Origin of the sequence: Sinorhizobium sp. 22678 (genome assembly GCF_052044265.1) — a bacterium.
In the GTDB taxonomy this organism is placed as follows: domain Bacteria; phylum Pseudomonadota; class Alphaproteobacteria; order Rhizobiales; family Rhizobiaceae; genus Sinorhizobium; species Sinorhizobium meliloti_A.
The window spans coordinates 269,903-286,826 of sequence record NZ_JBQEMS010000003.1 but is presented as its reverse complement, the minus strand read 5'-3'; the positions used below and the strand labels follow the sequence as shown (position 1 = coordinate 286,826).

Here is a 16,924-nt window from a genome sequence, read left to right as displayed (position 1 = left end):
ACAACCGCTGCCCGACGCCGTTTCATGCATTTACCGCGGATAGGCGCGTCAAATGGGTGGATTTGGAAACAAAAGCGCCTGTCGATGGGTGGACTTCGGGACATCGGGCTTGTCGCGCCGGCAAGCCGGGGAAAGCCCTCGTCAGAGCCCGGTGCGGTGTCTGAGATAAACTATCTCCGCCTCCGTCAGCGGCCGGCTTGCTCCCTTCGGCAGGTCGCCGAGGCTTATGTCGCCGATCGAGACGCGAAGGAGACGCAGGCACTCGAAGCCGAGCGTGTCGAGCATGCGGCGGATCTGACGGTTGCGTCCTTCGTCAAGCTCCACCTCGATCCAACTGTTCCTGTCTCCGCTTTTCAGGAGTTCGACCCGCACGGCGCGCAGCAGTTCGCCACCCTCCGTAACGCCTTCCAGCATCCGTGCGGCCATGGCCTCGCCGAAAATGCCGCGCAACTGAACATGGTATATCTTGCCGAGATGGGTCTCCGGATCGAGCAGACGCTGCGCCAGCACCGTGTCGTTGGTGAAGAGCAGAAGCCCCTCGCTGGCCTTGTCGAGCCTGCCGACCGGCGAGAGGGACGGAACGTCGACATTGTCGAGGCAGCTGAAGACAGTCGGCCGGCCCTCGGGATCGTCGCGGGTGGTCACGAGGCCGCGCGGCTTGTTCAGCATGAGATAGACTCTGGCTTGCGCGGCGATGACGGTTCCGTCGACGGCGATCCTGTCCGCTTCGATATCGACCCAGTGGGAGAGATCCGTGATCTTCCGGCCGGCGACGCTGACACGCCCCTCGGCGATCAGCTTTTCGGCCTGCGTCCTCGAGCAGTAGCCGAGCTTGGAGAGCGCCCGGGCGAGCGTCACCCGCTTGCCGGGCAGTTCGCCGGCTTTCGCGCCTCCGATCCGCCTTTTCGCCGTAGGGTGGCGCTGTTTCACCTTATCCGCCTCCGCGCTGTTGGATCGTGCCTCCTCTGACATAAATGGCGGTGCGAGGCCAGAGATCCGGCAGAGGTATCGGCGCCCTTTTCGATGGTGGCGCGCCTCTTCTTCCCTTGCCCGCCGATCGTCGCCGGCCCATAAAAGCGCCCATGGAAGCGGCGGGCGGAATTGTGGAGGAACTGGAGATGAGCGTGACGGGAGCTTGGGATTTCTGGGTGGATCGCGGCGGTACCTTCACCGACGTGGTCGGCCGCGATCCGGCGGGCGCCTTGCACGCGCTGAAGGTCCTCTCGGAAAATCCCGGCGCCTATCGCGATGCGGCGGTCCACGGCATCCGGCAGCATCTCGGTCTCGGCCCCCGCGATCCGGTTCCGGCGGGCGTGGTCGGCGAGGTCAGGATGGGCACGACGGTTGCCACCAATGCTTTGCTGGAGCGCAAGGGCGAGCGGCTGGCGCTCGTCACGACGCGCGGCTTCTGCGATGCGCTCAGGATCGGCTATCAGGAACGCAAGAAGATCTTCGCCACCGAGATCATCAAGCCCGAGGCACTCTATTCGGAGATCGTCGAGCTCGACGAGCGGGTGCTCGCCGACGGCACGGTCGAGCGGCCGCTCGACGAGGCGGCAGCGCGCCAGGCGCTCGAAGGCTTGAAGGCCAATGGCTACGGGGCGGTCGCCATCGTCCTGATGCACGCCTACAGATATCCCGCCCACGAGGCGATCGTCGCCCGCATCGCACGATCGATGGGATTCGAGCAGGTATCCGTCAGCCACGAGGTCTCGCCGCTCGTCAAATATGTCGGCCGTGGCGATACGACCGTGATCGACGCCTATCTCTCGCCCGTGCTCGGCCGCTACGTGGCGCAGGTTTCGGAAGAGCTGGACGTCGCCCGATCCGGCGCCCGGCTCATGTTCATGATGTCGTCCGGCGGGCTTACGGCGGCGAAGATGTTCCAGGGGAAGGATGCGATCCTCTCCGGACCTGCGGGCGGTGTCGTCGGTCTGGCGCGGACGGGCGAGGCGGCCGGATTCGGCCGCGTGATCGGCTTCGACATGGGCGGAACCTCGACCGACGTCGCCCATTTCGACGGCGAGTACGAGCGCGCCTTCGAGACCGAGGTTGCCGGCGTGCGGGTGCGAGCGCCGATGATGCTGATCCACACGGTTGCCGCTGGCGGCGGCTCGGTCCTCCATTTCGACGGCGAGCGCTTTCGTGTCGGTCCGGATTCGGCCGGCGCCAATCCCGGTCCCGCCTGTTACCGCAACGGCGGACCGCTCGCCGTCACCGATGCCAATGTCATGCTCGGCAAGCTATTGCCGGAACACTTTCCGGCGATCTTCGGGCCGGAACAGAATCTGCCGCTCGACGTGGAGACCGTGCGCGAAGGTTTCGTCGCGCTAGCGGCCGAGATCGGCGACGGGCGGAGCCCCGAGGACGTCGCCGACGGCTTCATCCGCATCGCGGTCGCCAATATGGTCGAGGCGATCAAGAAGATTTCCGTAAGCCGCGGCTATGACGTGACGCGCTATGCGCTCAACTGCTTCGGCGGCGCCGGCGGGCAACACGCTTGCCTGGTCGCCGACGCGCTCGGCATGAAGAGTATTCTCCTGCACCCGATGTCGGGGCTGCTCTCGGCCTATGGAATGGGCCTTGCCGACATTCGCGCGACGCGGCAGAAGGCGCTCGGGGCCGGTCTCGACGAGGCCGCGCCGAGGGCGCTTGCCGCACTTGCCCGGGCACTGCAATCGGAATGCCTGACGGAACTCGAGGCGCAGGGGATTTCCCGTGAGCGGATACGCACACATTTGCGCGCGCATATCCGCTATGCCGGAACCGACACGGTGCTGCCGGTGGAAGCGACCTTCCCGGATGAGGACGACCAGGCGCGGCTCCGCGCTGAATTCGAGCGTCTGCACAGGCGCCGCTTCGGATTCGTCGCCGAAAACAAGGCTCTGGTGATCGATGCGGTCGAGGTCGAAACGGTCGGCGGCGGGGCTGCGGAAATGGAAGCGGAAGGTCTTGCCGTGACGGTCGGAGATGTCGCCCCGAACCGGCGGACCCGCTTCTATTCGCAGGGTGCGTTTCACGACGCTCCGGTGGCGCTGCGTTCCCAAATCAGGCCCGGCCAGAAGCTCACCGGGCCCGCAATCATCATCGAAGCCAACCAGACGATCGTCGTCGAGGACGGCTGGCAGGCGGAACTGACGGCGAAAGACCATATCGTCCTGAGGCGGATCAAGGCGCTGCCCGAACGCACTGCGATCGGCACGAAGGCCGATCCGGTCATGCTGGAGATCTTCAACAATCTCTTCATGTCGATTGCCGAGCAGATGGGCGTGACGCTGCAGAACACCGCCTATTCGGTCAATATCAAGGAGCGGCTCGATTTCTCCTGCGCGGTCTTCGACAACAGGGGAAATCTGGTCGCCAATGCGCCGCACATGCCGGTGCATCTGGGCTCCATGGACGCTTCGGTCGCGACCGCCATCCGTGAGAACCCGGTCATCCATCCGGGCGATGTGTTCCTGATCAATGCGCCCTACAACGGCGGCACGCATCTGCCGGACCTGACGGTCTGCACGCCGGTCTTCGACAAGGAGGGCCACGAGATCCGCTTCTGGGTCGCAAGCCGCGGTCACCATGCGGATATCGGCGGTATCTCGCCGGGCTCGATGTCGCCGCTGGCCACCAATATCGAAGAGGAAGGCGTCTATATCGACAACTTCAAGCTCATCGACCGCGGCCGCTTCTGCGAGAAGGAACTGGAGAAGCTCTTGAACGGAGCGCGCTATCCGGTGCGCAACATCCTCCAGAACGTCAACGATCTCAAGGCACAGGTCGCGGCCAACGAGAAGGGCGTGGCGGAACTCACGAAGATGATCGCGCAATTCGGAGAGGATGTGGTCGAGGCCTATATGGGTCACGTCCAGGATAATGCGGCCGAAAGCGTGCGCCGCGTGCTCGACCGATTGCCGGACGGCGAATTCTCCTACGAGATGGACCAGGGCTGCCGGATCGTTGTGAAGATATCCATCGACCGCGAGAGCCGGGAAGCAACGGTCGACTTCACCGGAACGTCGCAACAGCGCTCGGATAACTTCAACGCGCCGGAGCCGGTGACGCGTGCCGCCGTGCTCTATGTCTTCCGGGTACTGGTCGAGGCCGACATCCCGATGAATGCCGGTTGCCTGAGGCCTATCCGCATCGTCATCCCGCAAGGCACCATGCTTTCGCCGCGCTACCCGGCGGCGGTGGTCGCCGGCAATGTAGAGGTCAGTCAGGCGGTCACCAATTGCCTCTTCGGCGCCGTCGAGGCGCAGGCCGCCGCGCAGGGAACAATGAACAACCTGACTTTCGGAAACGCCGACTACCAGTATTACGAGACGATCTGCTCCGGCGCGCCGGCCGGCCCCGGCTATGACGGCGCCGATGCGGTTCACACGCACATGACCAATTCGCGCCTCACCGACCCGGAAATCCTGGAGACGCGCTTCCCGGTCGTGCTCGAAGACTTCCACATCCGCAAGGGCTCGGGCGGGCGCGGCAAGTGGTCGGCGGGCGACGGTACACAGAGGACGATCCGCGCGCGCGAGCGGCTGGACTTCGCGATCCTTTCCGGCCACCGCCGCATCCGGCCCTTCGGCCTGAAGGGCGGCGAGGCGGGGGAAACCGGCCGCAATTTTGTCCGCCGCAATGACGGCCGCATCGAAGAGCTGCCGGGCTCGGCTCATACGGTGCTCGAGGCGGGCGAGACTTTCACCGTCGTGACGCCGACGGGCGGAGGTTATGGGAAGGCTTCGTAACGTCAAAGCTTCACGGATCGCCCCTCTCTCCCGGTTATGACGGAAAGGGGATCCAAGAACGTGCGGCTTGCTCCTTTCTCCCCGCCTGCGGGGAGAAAGTGGCGGCAGCCGGATGAGGGGCAGACTTCGAGTGTCCGCTCAAAGTGCTGCAAGGCAACGTTCGATGCGGCTCCAGGTGAGCCGGGCCGCCTCGGAGTCGTAATCGGCAAGCGTGGCGTCGGTATAAAGATGCCCGGCACCGGGATATATGAAGACTTCCAGTGCCACCGGCGTCCGTTCGGCATCAGCACGCCAGACGGCGACCTCGTCTGCAGGCTCGAAGATATCCGGGTCGGCGAGATGGACCTGCACCGGCAGCCCGCGACGTGCATTTGCCGGAATTTCGGCGATGCTGTGCAGAAAGAGAATTCCGGCCGCCTCGGGCCGCTTCGGCCACAGGCTGGCGGCGACAGCAGCGCCCATGGAAAAACCGCCGAGAACGGCATCGGCAGGCAGATCCGCGACCGCCCGCTCGGCGCGCTCGCAAAGGGTGCCCCAGCCGATCTCTTCCTTCAGGGCAAAGCCCTCCTCCATCGAGGAAGCAACCCGGCCTTCGTAGAGGTCGGGCGTGAACACCTCGTGGCCTGCGACAGTGAGGCGCTCGGCGACGCCCCTCTCGAACGGGCGCAGTCCATAGACGGAATGGAAAAGGATCACAGTCGTCACGGCACGGTTCCCTGGGCTGTTGGCGCAGGATGCACTTGATCACGCGGAGCCAGCGACGGCAACGGTGCATCCATGACCTGCAGGCCGTTTCGAAGAAGTGATGGCGGCGCCCCCGAGGGAGGAGAAAGGGCGCCGCCGCCTGTCGGTCGACTCTTCGGGGAGGGGGGAGGGAATGACGAGCCGACCCTCTTACGCTTCCAGTCGCTTCGGGCAAAAGCGACCGCGTCTAACGTCTCGGCCAGCGGATGGTTCCGAGAAAATCGCGACATGTGAGGGGGCGTTCGGTGCCGTAGACGGGAAAATGGGCGGGAATGCTCGAGGCGAGGGTCGCAGAGCGATACAGTTGGGGCTGGGGCGTCTTCGCTCTGCGACCCTCGCGCGCCCGGGCGGCAGTTGGGGCTTTCCGTTATCCCGAGAACGCGCAACCACTGGCATAGGTTATGGGAACTCGGCACGCAACGGTCCTAGGACCTATGGCCGGAAGCGTCGGACTAAGGTCTTAGAGCATTTCCAGGAAAAGGGCGCAGCTTCAATGATCTAGACGGGAACGGCAGTGGAGTATTTGACGCTCTTCAGCGCGAAGTGAGACGACGAGTTCGCCACTGCCTCGTGGGTGAGGATGCCGCGCATCAGCAGGCGCTCGTAGTCGGCGACATCGGCAACGAGGACCCGTAGCAGGTAATCCCAATCACCCGACATGGAATAGCATTCGAGAACTTCCTCGTGGCTTTCCACGAAGCGTTCGAAATTTCGGCGCGCAACCGGATCATGGGACTTCATGCGCACCTGGCAGAAGACGTTCAATCCGCGTCCGACCAGGTCGGGATTGACGAGGCTCACGGTCTTGACCAGCACCCCCGCCGTCTCGAGCGCCTTGATGCGCCGCCAGCAGGACGCCGGCGAGGCACCGACCGCCTCCGCCAAGGCTGCATGGCTGATGTCGCCCCGGTCCTGGAGGATTCCTAGAATCTTTCGGTCGATCGCGTCGAGATTGAATGAATTCATCATAAACTCCTCAAAACCGAAACATTCTCATCAAAGCCTAGCTAAAAAACGACCAGATTGAAACCGTTTTGCGCGTCGAGCGGCGTAGTCTTGATCTCGGAGGACCGGAGGAGACCCTGATGGCTCAGGCCGCACTCAAAAAGGACCGGCGCAACGCACCGGACGAGAGCATCGACTGGAAAAAGGTCGTGCAACTTCTGCTCCTGTCGCGCGCCCTCGACGAGATGGAAGAGCAGCGGCTGGTCCCGGAGAAAAAGGTCCTCTACCAATTTTCGGCCCGCGGCCATGACATGGCGCAGATTCTCCTGGGGCTTCACCTCACGGGCAGGCATGACGCGGCATGCGGCTATTATCGCTCGCGCCCGCTGCTGCTCGCGCTCGGCGTCGATCCGGCGGACGCGCTCGGCTCGGCGATGGGGCGCGCGGGCGGATATTCCGACGGCCGGGATATCGGTGTCGTCTTCAACTATCCCAACCCGCACGGCGCCTCGGCCCTGCCGATGTGCGGCGGCGTGGGCACCCAGTACACGCCGACGGCCGGCTGGGCGCAGGCGATCACCTATTTCAGCGAAGTTCTCGGAAAGGAGGAATATCGGAAGGATGTTGCCGTCGTGCTGGGCGGTGACGGTTCCGTTGCCTCCAACGGCTTCTGGTCCGCTCTGACGATCGCGACGACGCAGGGCCTGCCGCTGCTCTTCTATATCGAAGACAACGGCTTCGGCATCTCCGTTCCGTCGAGCTTCCAGACACCCGAGGGCAATATTGCCGGCAATCTCGCCGGCTGGAAAAACTTGACCGTTCTCGACGGCGACGGCTCGGATCCCGAAGAGGCCGCCCGGCTTACGAAGGGCGCCGTGGAACTGGTGCGCGAAGGGCGGATGCCGGTGCTGCTCAGGCTCGAGGTGCCGCGCCTCGAAGGGCACAGCTTCCAGGATACCCAGACCTACAAGAGCGAGGAGCTCGTCAGGAGCGAATGGGCACACGATCCCCTGCCGCGGCTGAGGGACTACCTCGTCCCCGCCCTGTTGAGCGCAGAGGAATGGAACGAAGCTGCGAGAGACGCGAAGGCTGCCGCCGAACGGGCGCGCATGGAGGCCGAATCCCGGCCGGTCGCCGACCCCGAAACAGTGACCAGCAATGTCTTCTTCGAAGGCCAGATGCAGGTCATGGGCGGACAGCACTCTGCCGGCTACCGTCCGCCGGAAACGACGGAAACCGTGACGGGCGACGGCCAGAGGATCAACATGGTGACGGCGATCCGCCGCACGCTCGATCACGAGATGTCGGTGAACGAGAGGGTCGTCCTCTTCGGCGAGGATATCGGCCCGAAGGGCGGCGTCCATGCCGTGACCCTCGGGCTGCAGGAGAAATACGGTACCGCCCGCGTCTTCGACACGTCGCTCTCGGAGGAAGGCATCATCGGCCGGGCGGTGGGCATGGCGCTCGCGGGGCTCGTGCCGGTGCCGGAAATCCAGTTCCGCAAATATGCCGAGCCCGCGATCGAGCAGCTCAACGATTGCGGCACGATCCGCTGGCGGACCAGCAACCGCTTCGCCGCGCCGATCGTCGTGCGGATGGCGGGGGGATTCTTCAAATGCGGCGATCCGTGGCACAGCCAGACGAACGAGGTCGCCTTCGTCCACCAGCCCGGCTGGAAGATCGCCGTACCCTCCAATGCCGAGGACGCCGTCGGGCTCCTGCGCACCGCCTTGCGCGGGAACGACCCGGTGATCTTCTTCGAGCACCGGGCCATGCTCGATCATCCCTGGGCGCGGCGGCCCTATCCCGGCGATGCCTTCGCCCTGCCTTTCGGCAAGGCGAAGTTCGCGCGTGAAGGTCGCGACATCACCATCGTCACCTGGGGCGCCATGGTGCCGCGTTGCGAAGAGGCGGCCGAGGGGATCTCCGCCGATGTGATCGATCTGAGAACCCTGATGCCCTGGGACAGGAAAGCGGTCATCGCTTCCGTGCGCCGCACCCGCCGGTGCCTCATCGTCCACGAGGACCTCGCAACGGCGGGTTTCGGCGCGGAGATTGCCGCAGCGGTCGCCGACGAAGCCTTCATCGATCTCGACGCGCCGATCTCGCGTCTCACCATGCCGGATATTCCCAGCCCCCATAATCCCGTCCTGCTCGACTGGGCGGTTCCATCGACGGAACGCATACGCCAGAAGATCACCGACCTTCTGGAGTTCTGAGAATGGGCGATCTCATCGACATTCAGGCTCCGCTGGAGCAGGAGGGGACCAAAGCGGTCGTCCGCAATTGGCTAAGGAAGATCGGCGAGACGGTCAAATCGGGCGATCCGCTGGTCGAGCTCGAGACCGACAAGGTGACCCAGGAGGTGTCGGCGCCCGCCGACGGGGTGCTCGCGGAAATCCTGATGCGAAATGGCGACGATGCCCCGCCCGGCGCCGTTCTCGGCCGGATCGGCAGCGAGGCTGCCGGGGCGGGACACGCGCCGCGTTATTCGCCGGCCGTGCGGCATGCAGCGGAAGAATATGGCCTGGATCCGGCCACCGTCACCGGCACCGGCAGGGGTGGTCGCGTCACGCGCGCCGACATGGACAGGGCGTTTACGGCCCGGCAGGAAGGCACTGCTTCGGTCGCGGCCGAGGCTGGCGGCAGGGGAGCGGCACCCAAGTCGCGCAGGATACCCCATAGCGCCATGCGCGCCGCGATCGCCGAACATATGCTCACCTCCGTCACGACGGCGCCGCATGTGACGGCGGTGTTCGAGGCCGATTTCTCGGCGGTGATGCGCCATCGGGACGAACATGGGAAGAGGCTTGCCGCTGACGGCGCCAAGCTCTCCTATACGGCTTATGTGGTTTCGGCCTGCGTGGCGGCGATGCGCGCGGTCCCCGAGGTCAACAGCCGCTGGCACGAGGATGCGCTCGAAACATTCGACGACATCAATATCGGCGTGGGTATTTCCCTCGGGGACAAGGGCCTGGTCGTGCCGGTCCTCCATCGGGCGCAGGACCTGTCGCTTGCCGAGATTGCGGCCCGGCTACAGGAGCTGACGACGCGCGCGCGTTCGAACGCGCTCTCCCGCGCGGACGTGACGGGCGGCACCTTCACTATTTCCAATCATGGCGTCTCCGGATCGCTGCTCGCGGCGCCGATCATTATCAACCAGCCGCAATCGGCGATCCTGGGCGTGGGCAAGCTCGACAAGCGGGTGGTCGTCCGCGAGGTGGATGGCGCCGACACGATCCAGATACGCCCGATGGCCTATGTGTCGCTGACGATCGACCATCGTGCGCTGGACGGCCACCAGACCAATGCGTGGCTGACGCATTTCGTCCGCGTGATCGAGACCTGGCCTACTGATCAGGGGCGATTACAGGCCCCAGATTAAAGATCTTTGCGCGTCTGATAAGACGCGCGGCTGTAAATGACCCTCCCGGCCCCTGATCGTCGCCCAAAACGGCGATTGAAATCGATTACATTTTCTGGCTTCATGTGCCGGCAAGATTTGGGAGGATCTTATGAAGAAACTTATCGCATTTGCGCTGGGCACCGTCGCGTCCATCGTCCTGTCGGCATCCGCTCACGCCGAGACCTTTAAAATAGGTCTCTCCAACGGCTGGGTCGGCAGCGAGTGGCGCACCCAGATGATCGACGAGGCGAAGGCCGCCGCTGCGGAATGGAAGGAAAAAGGCGTCGACGTCGAGGTCTCCGTCCAGAGCGCCAATGTCGACGTGCCCGGGCAGATCGCGCATATCCGCAACTTCATCGCGGAAGGGGTGAACGCCATCATCGTCAACCCCAACAGCCCGACCGCCTTCGATCCGATCTTCGCCCAGGCGAAGGAAGCCGGCATCCTGGTGATCGCCACCGACGCGGAAGTCTCTTCGCCCGATGCCATCTATGTCGGCATCGACCAGACCGCCTGGGGTGCCGCGGGCGCCAAGTGGCTCGCCGAAACGCTCGGCGGCAAGGGCAAGGTGGTTGCGATCAACGGCGTCGCCGGCCATCCGGCGAACGAGATGCGCGTCGCCGGCTACAAGAGCGTCTTCAAGGATTATCCGGATATCCAGGTCGTCAACGAGGTCAATGCCAACTGGGACCAGGCGCAGGGCCAGCAGGCGATGCAGAACATTCTTGCCACCTATCCGGACATCAACGGCGTGCTGGTGCAGGACGGCATGGCGGCCGGTGCCTGGAAATCGATCATGGACGCCGGCAAGGCCGGCGAGATCGCGGCAACCGGCGAAATCCGCAAGGACTTCATCGACCTCTGGATCAAGGAAAAACTGAACTCGGGAGCGACCGTGAATCCGCCCGGCGTCATGGCGAGTGCCCTCAACGTCGCCGTTTTGATGCTGCAGGGCAAGGAACTGAAGGAGCCGGCAAAGGCTGGACAATACGGCAACGCGCTCTACCTGCCGATTCCCTTCATCGACTCCAAGAACGTGGCGGAAGCCGCAAAGCAGCTCGAGGGCAAGCCCGGCTATTATTCCTATACGAGCTCGCTTTCGATCGAGGAGGCGGAAGCGCTGTTCAAGTGAGCCTTCGGCGGGGCGCTGAGGCATTGCGCGTCCCGTTGGGCGCGCATGCTCCCGGTAACACTTTGTCTTGCTGCATGTTTCTATCCCTAAATCCGCCAGGATTTGAGGAAACATAAAGTAGCCGATCCCGGCCAGCGCCCGCCAAACCGAAGCGAACGGACGAGTTTCCATGTCGAAATTGAAACTGAGCGGCGTGAGCAAGGCTTACGGCGCGACCCTGGCGGTCCGCCGCGGCGATCTTGAGCTCATGGCCGGCGAAGTCCATGTCCTGATGGGTTCCAACGGCTCGGGAAAAAGCACCCTCTGCAAGATCATTGCGGGCAGCGTGCGGCCCGATAGCGGCAGGATCCTGGTCGACGACCAGCCGGTGACGATCAGCGGACCGCGCTCGGCGCGAGCCCACGGCATCGGCATCTTCTATCAGGAACTCAGCCTCGCCGCGCACCGCTCGGTCGAGGAAAACATCTCGCTCGGCAAGCTGCCGGTCAAATCGCGGGTCTTCATCGACCGCTGGGAACTCCGGCAGCGCGCGGCGCGCTATATCGGCCTTTTCGACGGCGTCTGCGGCGAAGGGTTTTCCGCCGACACACTCGTCGGCAACCTGCGCCCCGACCAGCGTCAGCTCGTCGAGATCATGAAGGCGCTGGCCAGCGAGGCGCCGCTCCTCATCTTCGACGAGCCGACCTCGGCGCTCGACCGAGCCCAGGTGGAGCGCTTCTTCGAAATCCTGCGCGATCTCAAACGTCGCGGGCGCGGCATCATCTTCATTTCGCACCGCATGGACGAGATCAAGGCGATCGGCGATCGCGTCACCATCATTCGCGACGGCGAGACCATCACCACGCTCAACCTGGGCGACACGGATCCGGCAACCGTGATCCGGCTGATGGTCGGCGGCGCCGGCGACATGCCGGCAACGCAATCCTCAGTGCCGGCGGTGGTGGAGGGTGAAGGAGGCGCCGCGCTGACGGTGCGCGATCTTTCCGGCCGCGGTTTCCGCAATGTGAGTTTCGAGGTTGGCCGGGGCGAGATTCTCGGCTTCGGCGGGCTGCACGGCCAGGGCCAATCGGCGGTGCTCAGAGCGATCTTCGGCGCCGGCTCGATCGCGTCGGGCGAAATCCTCATCGGCGACAGCCGCTTCGACGCTTCGAACCCGCGTGACGCGATCCGGCGCGGCTGCGCCTATGTCTCCGGCGACCGCAGCCGCGACGGCGTCATCAGCGGAAGACCGATCATCGAGAACGTCACGCCGATCCACTATCTGCGCGACCGGCTGATGATCGCTCGGCCGGGCAAGCTGCGCGATAGGGTGGCGCCGGCGCTGGAAAGCATGCACACCAAATTCGCGAGCCTCTTCCACCCGATCGGTTCGCTTTCGGGCGGCAATCAGCAGAAGGTGATCATCGCCCGCTGGCTGATCGACCGCCCCGACGTGCTGCTGCTCGACGACCCGACCAAGGGCATCGACCTGTCCGCCAAGGCGGACCTCTTCGCGCTGATCCGGCAACTGGCGGCGGAGGGGCTCGGCATCGTTCTCTATTCTTCCGAGGATGCCGAACTGCTCGGCAACGCCAATCGCATTCTCGTCTTCAACGGCGGATCGGTCAGCCGGGAGCTCACGGGGGCGGACCGCACCCGCTACAATCTATATCAAGCCGCTTACGAGGCCGCGTGATGGCAGAGACCGCAACCGTCCCGACATACCGGCGCGCCGGCGGCATCGGCAGGCTGCTGGAGCGCTATCCTTTTCTGCCCGCACTCGTGATCGTCGCCGTACTCCTTCTCCTCAACGGCTTCTTTTCGCCGAACAGCCTGACATTCCGGGCTCTGACCGGGCTGCTCAGCACCTATATGGCGCTGATCCTGCTCGCGATCGCACAGACCTACGTCGTCTATGCCGGCGATATCGACCTCTCTGCCGGCGCGATCCTCTCGCTGGTCAATGTCGCGATCGTGGTTCTGATGGAACGCTGGGGAGGGGGGGCCGGCGCGGTGTTCCTGGCACTGGCCATCGGTCTCCTGCTCGGGCTGGCCTGCGGGCTCGTGAACGGCCTCGTCGTCGCAGCTCTGCGGCTGCAGGCGATCGTCGCGACCTTCGCAACCAGCATCTTCTTCACGGGCCTTGCGCTTTACATCCTGCCCGTTGCCGGCACGCCGGCGCCGGCGCTCTTCTGGCGCACCTATGGCGGCCGGCTTTTCGGCGTTCCCTTCGTCTTCTACATCCTGGCGGCCCTCGTCATCCTCCTCGCGGTGATGAGCCGCACCAGGCTGGTCACGCAACTGCTTGCCGTGGGCGACGACCAGCAGGCGGCCTACCAGACCGGTCTGCCTGTCATAGCGACCCGGATCAAGGGCTATGTGCTCTGCGGCCTCTTTTCCGCGCTCGCCGCCTTCTGCATCACCGGCGATACCGCAAGCGGCGATCCGCTGGTCGGGGGCAAGATGACGCTCTACAGCGTCGCGGCGGTCGTGCTCGGCGGCAGCGCGCTCTCCGGCGGCTGGGGCACCGTCGTCGGCTCGCTGCTCGGGGCGCTGACGATAGGGCTCATCAACTCGGTCGTCTTTTTCATGGGCACGCCGTCCGAGTGGCAGAACTTCGTGCAGGGCCTCGCGATCCTCCTCGTCCTGATGGCGGGCGTGCTTGCCGGCAGGAGGGCGCGCTCATGAGCCGAGTGGTGTCCTTCGTCCGGCAGCCGATCGTCGTCGCGCTCGCGCTCATCGTGCTGCTCCTCTATCTCGGCGAGGCGCTGTCGCCGGGCTTTGCGACCGGCGGTCAGATCCTGCGGCTCCTGATCGTCGCCTCGCTGCTCGGCATCGTCGCGGCCGGTCAGAACGTCGTCATCCTCGGCGGACGCGAAGGAATCGATCTCTCGGTCGGCGGCGTCGTCTCGCTCTCGGCGATCCTCGCGGGCAACGTCATGAACGGCGCCGATGGCGGCATCTTGCCGGCCGTCGCCGCCTGTCTTGCGGCCGGCGCCTTCTTCGGCCTCCTGAACGGGCTCGGCGTCACGCTTCTCAGAATCCCGCCGCTGGTGATGACGCTCGGAATGCTGGGCGTGCTGCAGGGGCTTCTCGTCGTCATCCGGATGGGAATTCCCTCCGGCCAGGCCGCGCCCGCGCTCTCGCGCTTCGTCACGCAACCGCTCGCCTATGGCATTCCCGGCATCATCTGGCTCTGGATCGTGATCGGCATCCTAATGGCGCTCATGCTCAACCGCACCGTCTTCGGCCACCGCATCTATGCGATCGGCTCCAACGAGCACGCGGCCTACATGGCCGGCGTGCCGGTCAAGCTGGTCCGCATCGCGCTCTTCATGATCTCCGGCATGTTCGCCGCGATCGCCGGCCTCTGCCTGCTCGGCTATTCCGGCACGTCTTTCGCCAATGTCGGCGAGCAGTACATGCTCCCCTCGATCATCGCGGTCGTCTTCGGCGGCACATCGCTTGCCGGGGGCAAGGGCGGCTACACCGGCACCATGGCGGGCGCGGTCCTGCTGGTCATCCTGCAGAGCATCCTGACGACCATCAACATCGAGGAGTCCGGACGCCAGATGGTGTTCGGCGCGACGCTGCTCCTGTTGATGATGTTCTACGGACGGGGCCGGGCGATGCGCGCATGAGGGACCGGCCGAAGATCAAGGACATCGCCGAGAAGGCGGGCGTGTCGGTGGCCACCGTCTCGCGCGCCCTCGCCGCTTCGACGCTGGTGACCGCCGAGACGCGCCAGCGCGTGCTCGACCTGGCGCGCGAGCTTGATTACCGCCCGAATGTCAGCGCCCGGAACCTGCGCACCCGCAGGTCCATGACGGTGCTGATGGTCGTACGCGACGTCGGCAATCCCTTCTATCTCGACATCCTCAAGGGCGTCGAGGCGACGGCGCGCGAAGCCGGCTATGCCGTGCTGATGGGCAATACCGAGGACGACCCGGCGCGCGAGACCGAATATTTCAACATGCTGCGCGACGGGCATGCCGACGGCATGATCCTGATGACCGGCAAGCTGCCGCCAGCGGGCGGCTGGAACCATCTGCCCGTGGTGGTGGCGTTGGAAATGATCGAGGGCTCTGGCCTGCCGCATGTGCAGGTCGACAATGTCGCCGCGGCCCGTGGTGCCGTCGAGCACCTGATTTCACTCGGCCATCGGAGGATCGCTCATATATCCGGGCCGGTTCCCGAGCCGATGAGCGTCTATCGGCGGGAGGGGTTTCGCCTGGCGATGCGCGCTGCCGGGCTGCCGATTCCAGCCGGCTACGAGGTGCGGGGCGACTTCCTGATCGAAAGCGGCGAGGAATGCTGCCGCTCGCTCTTCTCTCTTTCCGATCCGCCGACCGCGCTCTTCGTCGCCAATGACGAAATGGCCTATGGTGCCGTCCACGAGCTGAGACGGATCGGACGCGACGTGCCGGGCGACGTTTCGGTCGTCGGCTTCGACGATCTCTATCTGAGCAAGGCCTTCTATCCGCCGCTGACGACGGTCGTCCAGCCTCGCTCCGAGATCGGCCGCACCGCCATGGCGGTGCTCCTTGGAATTCTGGCGGGCGGCTCGGTGGGGGCCGAACCGATCGTGCTGCCCACGGCCCTGAAGGTACGAGGCAGTACGGCGCCGCCACTTATCTGAAAGCACATGCGGGCGGCTGGAAGCGGTCGCCGCTGGATGTCGGGGAGGAAAGAATGACCACATTACCGAAACAGACCTTGCGAGTAGGCTTCGTCGGCACCGGCTTTATCGCGCATTTCCACCTGAAATCGCTCATCGGGGTACGCAATGTCGAGGTGACCGGCGTCTACAGCCGCAATCCCGAAAACCGCGCGCGCTTCGCGAGCGAAGTCGGGGCGCTTGATCTAGGCGCGTGCCGCGCGCATGAGAGTCTCGAATCGCTCCTGTCCGCCGGCGACGTCGACGCGGTCTGGATTCTGTCGCCGAACTACACGCGGCTCGACGTCATGCGGACGCTCCACCGGGAGGTCAAGGCGGGACGCAGCAAGATCTTCGCCGTCGCCTGCGAGAAGCCGCTTGCGCGTACCGTAGCGGAGGCACGCGAGATGCTGCACCTGGCCGAGGATGCAGGTCTCAACCATGGCTATCTCGAAAACCAGGTCTTCTGCACGCCGGTGCTGCGGGGCAAGGAGATCATTTGGCGGCGCGCCGCCTCGACCACCGGCCGGCCCTATCTCGCACGCGCCGCGGAAGAACATGCCGGTCCGCACGCGCCCTGGTTCTGGCAGGGCGACAAGCAGGGCGGCGGGGTGCTTTCCGATATGATGTGCCACAGCGTCGAGGTGGCGCGCCATCTGCTCACGGCGCCCGGCGCGCCTCGCAATTCGTTGAAGGTCAAATCGGTGAACGGCACGGTCGCGAACCTCAAATGGACGCGGGCCGGCTATGCCGACGAGCTGCGCCGCCGCTTCGGTGAGGATGTCGACTACCGCCGGCGCCCATCGGAGGATTTCGCCCGGGCGACCGTGACGCTGGAGGACGAGGAGGGCAACGAACTGATGATCGAGGCAACGACCTCCTGGGCCTATGTCGGCGCCGGCCTGCGCATTCAGCTCGAGCTTCTTGGGCCCGAATATGCGCTGGAATACAATTCGCTCGGCACCGGCTTGAAGATCTTCCTGTCGCGGGCCGTGCAGGGCACCGAGGGCGAGGACCTCGTCGAAAAGCAGAATGCCGAGCAGGGCCTGATGCCGGTGCTGGAGGACGAAGCCGGCGTCTACGGCTATACGGACGAAAACCGCCACATGGTCGAATGCTTCCGCAAGGGGATAAAGCCGCTCGAAACCTTCGAGGACGGCCTGGCGGTCGTCGAAATCCTGATGGGCCTCTACCGCTCCGCCGAGATCGGCGCGACGCTGCATTTCCCGGCGCCGGAGCTCGAAAACTATATTCCCGTCGTGGCGCGCGTGGGGGCGTAGTTCGTGCGCTTCAACCCAGTCGGGAACCTTCCTGCCGGAGCGCGG

General features: G+C 64.8%; 12 protein-coding genes. 9 read left to right on the top strand and 3 right to left on the bottom strand.

The window, feature by feature from the left end; genetic code table 11:
• Window positions 1-141: 141 nt before the first annotated feature.
• A complete protein-coding gene (locus ACTJKL_RS06860; RefSeq protein ID WP_440852516.1) occupies window positions 142-972 on the bottom strand; it encodes a pseudouridine synthase in 831 nt (276 codons plus the stop codon).
• A gap of 146 nt (window positions 973-1,118) precedes the next feature.
• Between ACTJKL_RS06860 and ACTJKL_RS06855 the strand changes: the two genes are divergently transcribed.
• Window positions 1,119-4,736 carry a hydantoinase B/oxoprolinase family protein gene (locus ACTJKL_RS06855; RefSeq protein ID WP_100671599.1) on the top strand — a complete coding sequence of 1,206 codons (3,618 nt, stop codon included), beginning with the start codon at window positions 1,119-1,121 and terminating at the stop codon, window positions 4,734-4,736.
• 138 nt (window positions 4,737-4,874) lie between these two features.
• Here the strand turns inward: ACTJKL_RS06855 and ACTJKL_RS06850 are convergent, their stop codons facing one another.
• Window positions 4,875-5,441 carry a dienelactone hydrolase family protein gene (locus ACTJKL_RS06850; RefSeq protein WP_100671032.1) on the bottom strand — a complete coding sequence of 189 codons (567 nt, stop codon included), beginning with the start codon at window positions 5,439-5,441 and terminating at the stop codon, window positions 4,875-4,877.
• Between the two features lie 537 nt (window positions 5,442-5,978).
• Window positions 5,979-6,449 (bottom strand): Lrp/AsnC family transcriptional regulator, encoded by a 471-nt coding sequence (locus ACTJKL_RS06845; protein WP_010974948.1) that lies wholly within the window; start codon window positions 6,447-6,449, stop codon window positions 5,979-5,981.
• 116 nt (window positions 6,450-6,565) lie between these two features.
• Between ACTJKL_RS06845 and ACTJKL_RS06840 the strand changes: the two genes are divergently transcribed.
• The 8 genes from ACTJKL_RS06840 (at window position 6,566) to ACTJKL_RS06805 (ending at window position 16,879) form a co-directional block, all read left to right on the top strand.
• On the top strand, window positions 6,566-8,644 hold the full coding sequence (locus tag ACTJKL_RS06840) for an alpha-ketoacid dehydrogenase subunit alpha/beta (protein WP_324764433.1): 2,079 nt from the start codon (window positions 6,566-6,568) through the stop codon (window positions 8,642-8,644).
• 2 nt (window positions 8,645-8,646) lie between these two features.
• Entirely contained in the window at window positions 8,647-9,810 is a 1,164-nt protein-coding gene (locus ACTJKL_RS06835; RefSeq protein ID WP_100671038.1) for a dihydrolipoamide acetyltransferase family protein, read from the top strand.
• 130 nt (window positions 9,811-9,940) lie between these two features.
• A complete protein-coding gene (locus tag ACTJKL_RS06830) occupies window positions 9,941-10,963 on the top strand; it encodes an ABC transporter substrate-binding protein (protein ID WP_018096043.1) in 1,023 nt (340 codons plus the stop codon).
• A gap of 169 nt (window positions 10,964-11,132) precedes the next feature.
• Window positions 11,133-12,638 carry a sugar ABC transporter ATP-binding protein gene (locus ACTJKL_RS06825; protein WP_275599549.1) on the top strand — a complete coding sequence of 502 codons (1,506 nt, stop codon included), beginning with the start codon at window positions 11,133-11,135 and terminating at the stop codon, window positions 12,636-12,638.
• On the top strand, window positions 12,638-13,630 hold the full coding sequence (locus ACTJKL_RS06820; protein WP_100671042.1) for an ABC transporter permease: 993 nt from the start codon (window positions 12,638-12,640) through the stop codon (window positions 13,628-13,630). The genes ACTJKL_RS06825 and ACTJKL_RS06820 overlap by 1 nt, the downstream gene beginning before the upstream one ends.
• On the top strand, window positions 13,627-14,583 hold the full coding sequence (locus ACTJKL_RS06815) for an ABC transporter permease (protein WP_100671044.1): 957 nt from the start codon (window positions 13,627-13,629) through the stop codon (window positions 14,581-14,583). The genes ACTJKL_RS06820 and ACTJKL_RS06815 overlap by 4 nt, the downstream gene beginning before the upstream one ends.
• Entirely contained in the window at window positions 14,580-15,581 is a 1,002-nt protein-coding gene (locus ACTJKL_RS06810) for a LacI family DNA-binding transcriptional regulator (protein WP_411933157.1), read from the top strand. The genes ACTJKL_RS06815 and ACTJKL_RS06810 overlap by 4 nt, the downstream gene beginning before the upstream one ends.
• A gap of 53 nt (window positions 15,582-15,634) precedes the next feature.
• Window positions 15,635-16,879, top strand: coding sequence for a Gfo/Idh/MocA family protein (locus tag ACTJKL_RS06805; RefSeq protein WP_440852515.1), 1,245 nt, complete (start codon window positions 15,635-15,637; stop codon window positions 16,877-16,879).
• Window positions 16,880-16,924: the final 45 nt, after the last annotated feature.

Bases quoted from the DNA above. Each gene is read 5' to 3' on its own strand.
- ACTJKL_RS06860 (WP_440852516.1), bottom strand. From the start codon at position 972: ATGTCAGAGGAGGCACGATCCAACAGCGCGGAGGCGGATAAGGTGAAA.
- ACTJKL_RS06855 (WP_100671599.1), top strand. From the start codon at position 1,119: ATGAGCGTGACGGGAGCTTGGGATTTCTGGGTGGATCGCGGCGGTACC.
- ACTJKL_RS06845 (WP_010974948.1), bottom strand. From the start codon at position 6,449: ATGATGAATTCATTCAATCTCGACGCGATCGACCGAAAGATTCTAGGA.
- ACTJKL_RS06840 (WP_324764433.1), top strand. From the start codon at position 6,566: ATGGCTCAGGCCGCACTCAAAAAGGACCGGCGCAACGCACCGGACGAG.
- ACTJKL_RS06835 (WP_100671038.1), top strand. From the start codon at position 8,647: ATGGGCGATCTCATCGACATTCAGGCTCCGCTGGAGCAGGAGGGGACC.
- ACTJKL_RS06830 (WP_018096043.1), top strand. From the start codon at position 9,941: ATGAAGAAACTTATCGCATTTGCGCTGGGCACCGTCGCGTCCATCGTC.
- ACTJKL_RS06825 (WP_275599549.1), top strand. From the start codon at position 11,133: ATGTCGAAATTGAAACTGAGCGGCGTGAGCAAGGCTTACGGCGCGACC.
- ACTJKL_RS06820 (WP_100671042.1), top strand. From the start codon at position 12,638: ATGGCAGAGACCGCAACCGTCCCGACATACCGGCGCGCCGGCGGCATC.
- ACTJKL_RS06815 (WP_100671044.1), top strand. From the start codon at position 13,627: ATGAGCCGAGTGGTGTCCTTCGTCCGGCAGCCGATCGTCGTCGCGCTC.
- ACTJKL_RS06810 (WP_411933157.1), top strand. From the start codon at position 14,580: ATGAGGGACCGGCCGAAGATCAAGGACATCGCCGAGAAGGCGGGCGTG.
- ACTJKL_RS06805 (WP_440852515.1), top strand. From the start codon at position 15,635: ATGACCACATTACCGAAACAGACCTTGCGAGTAGGCTTCGTCGGCACC.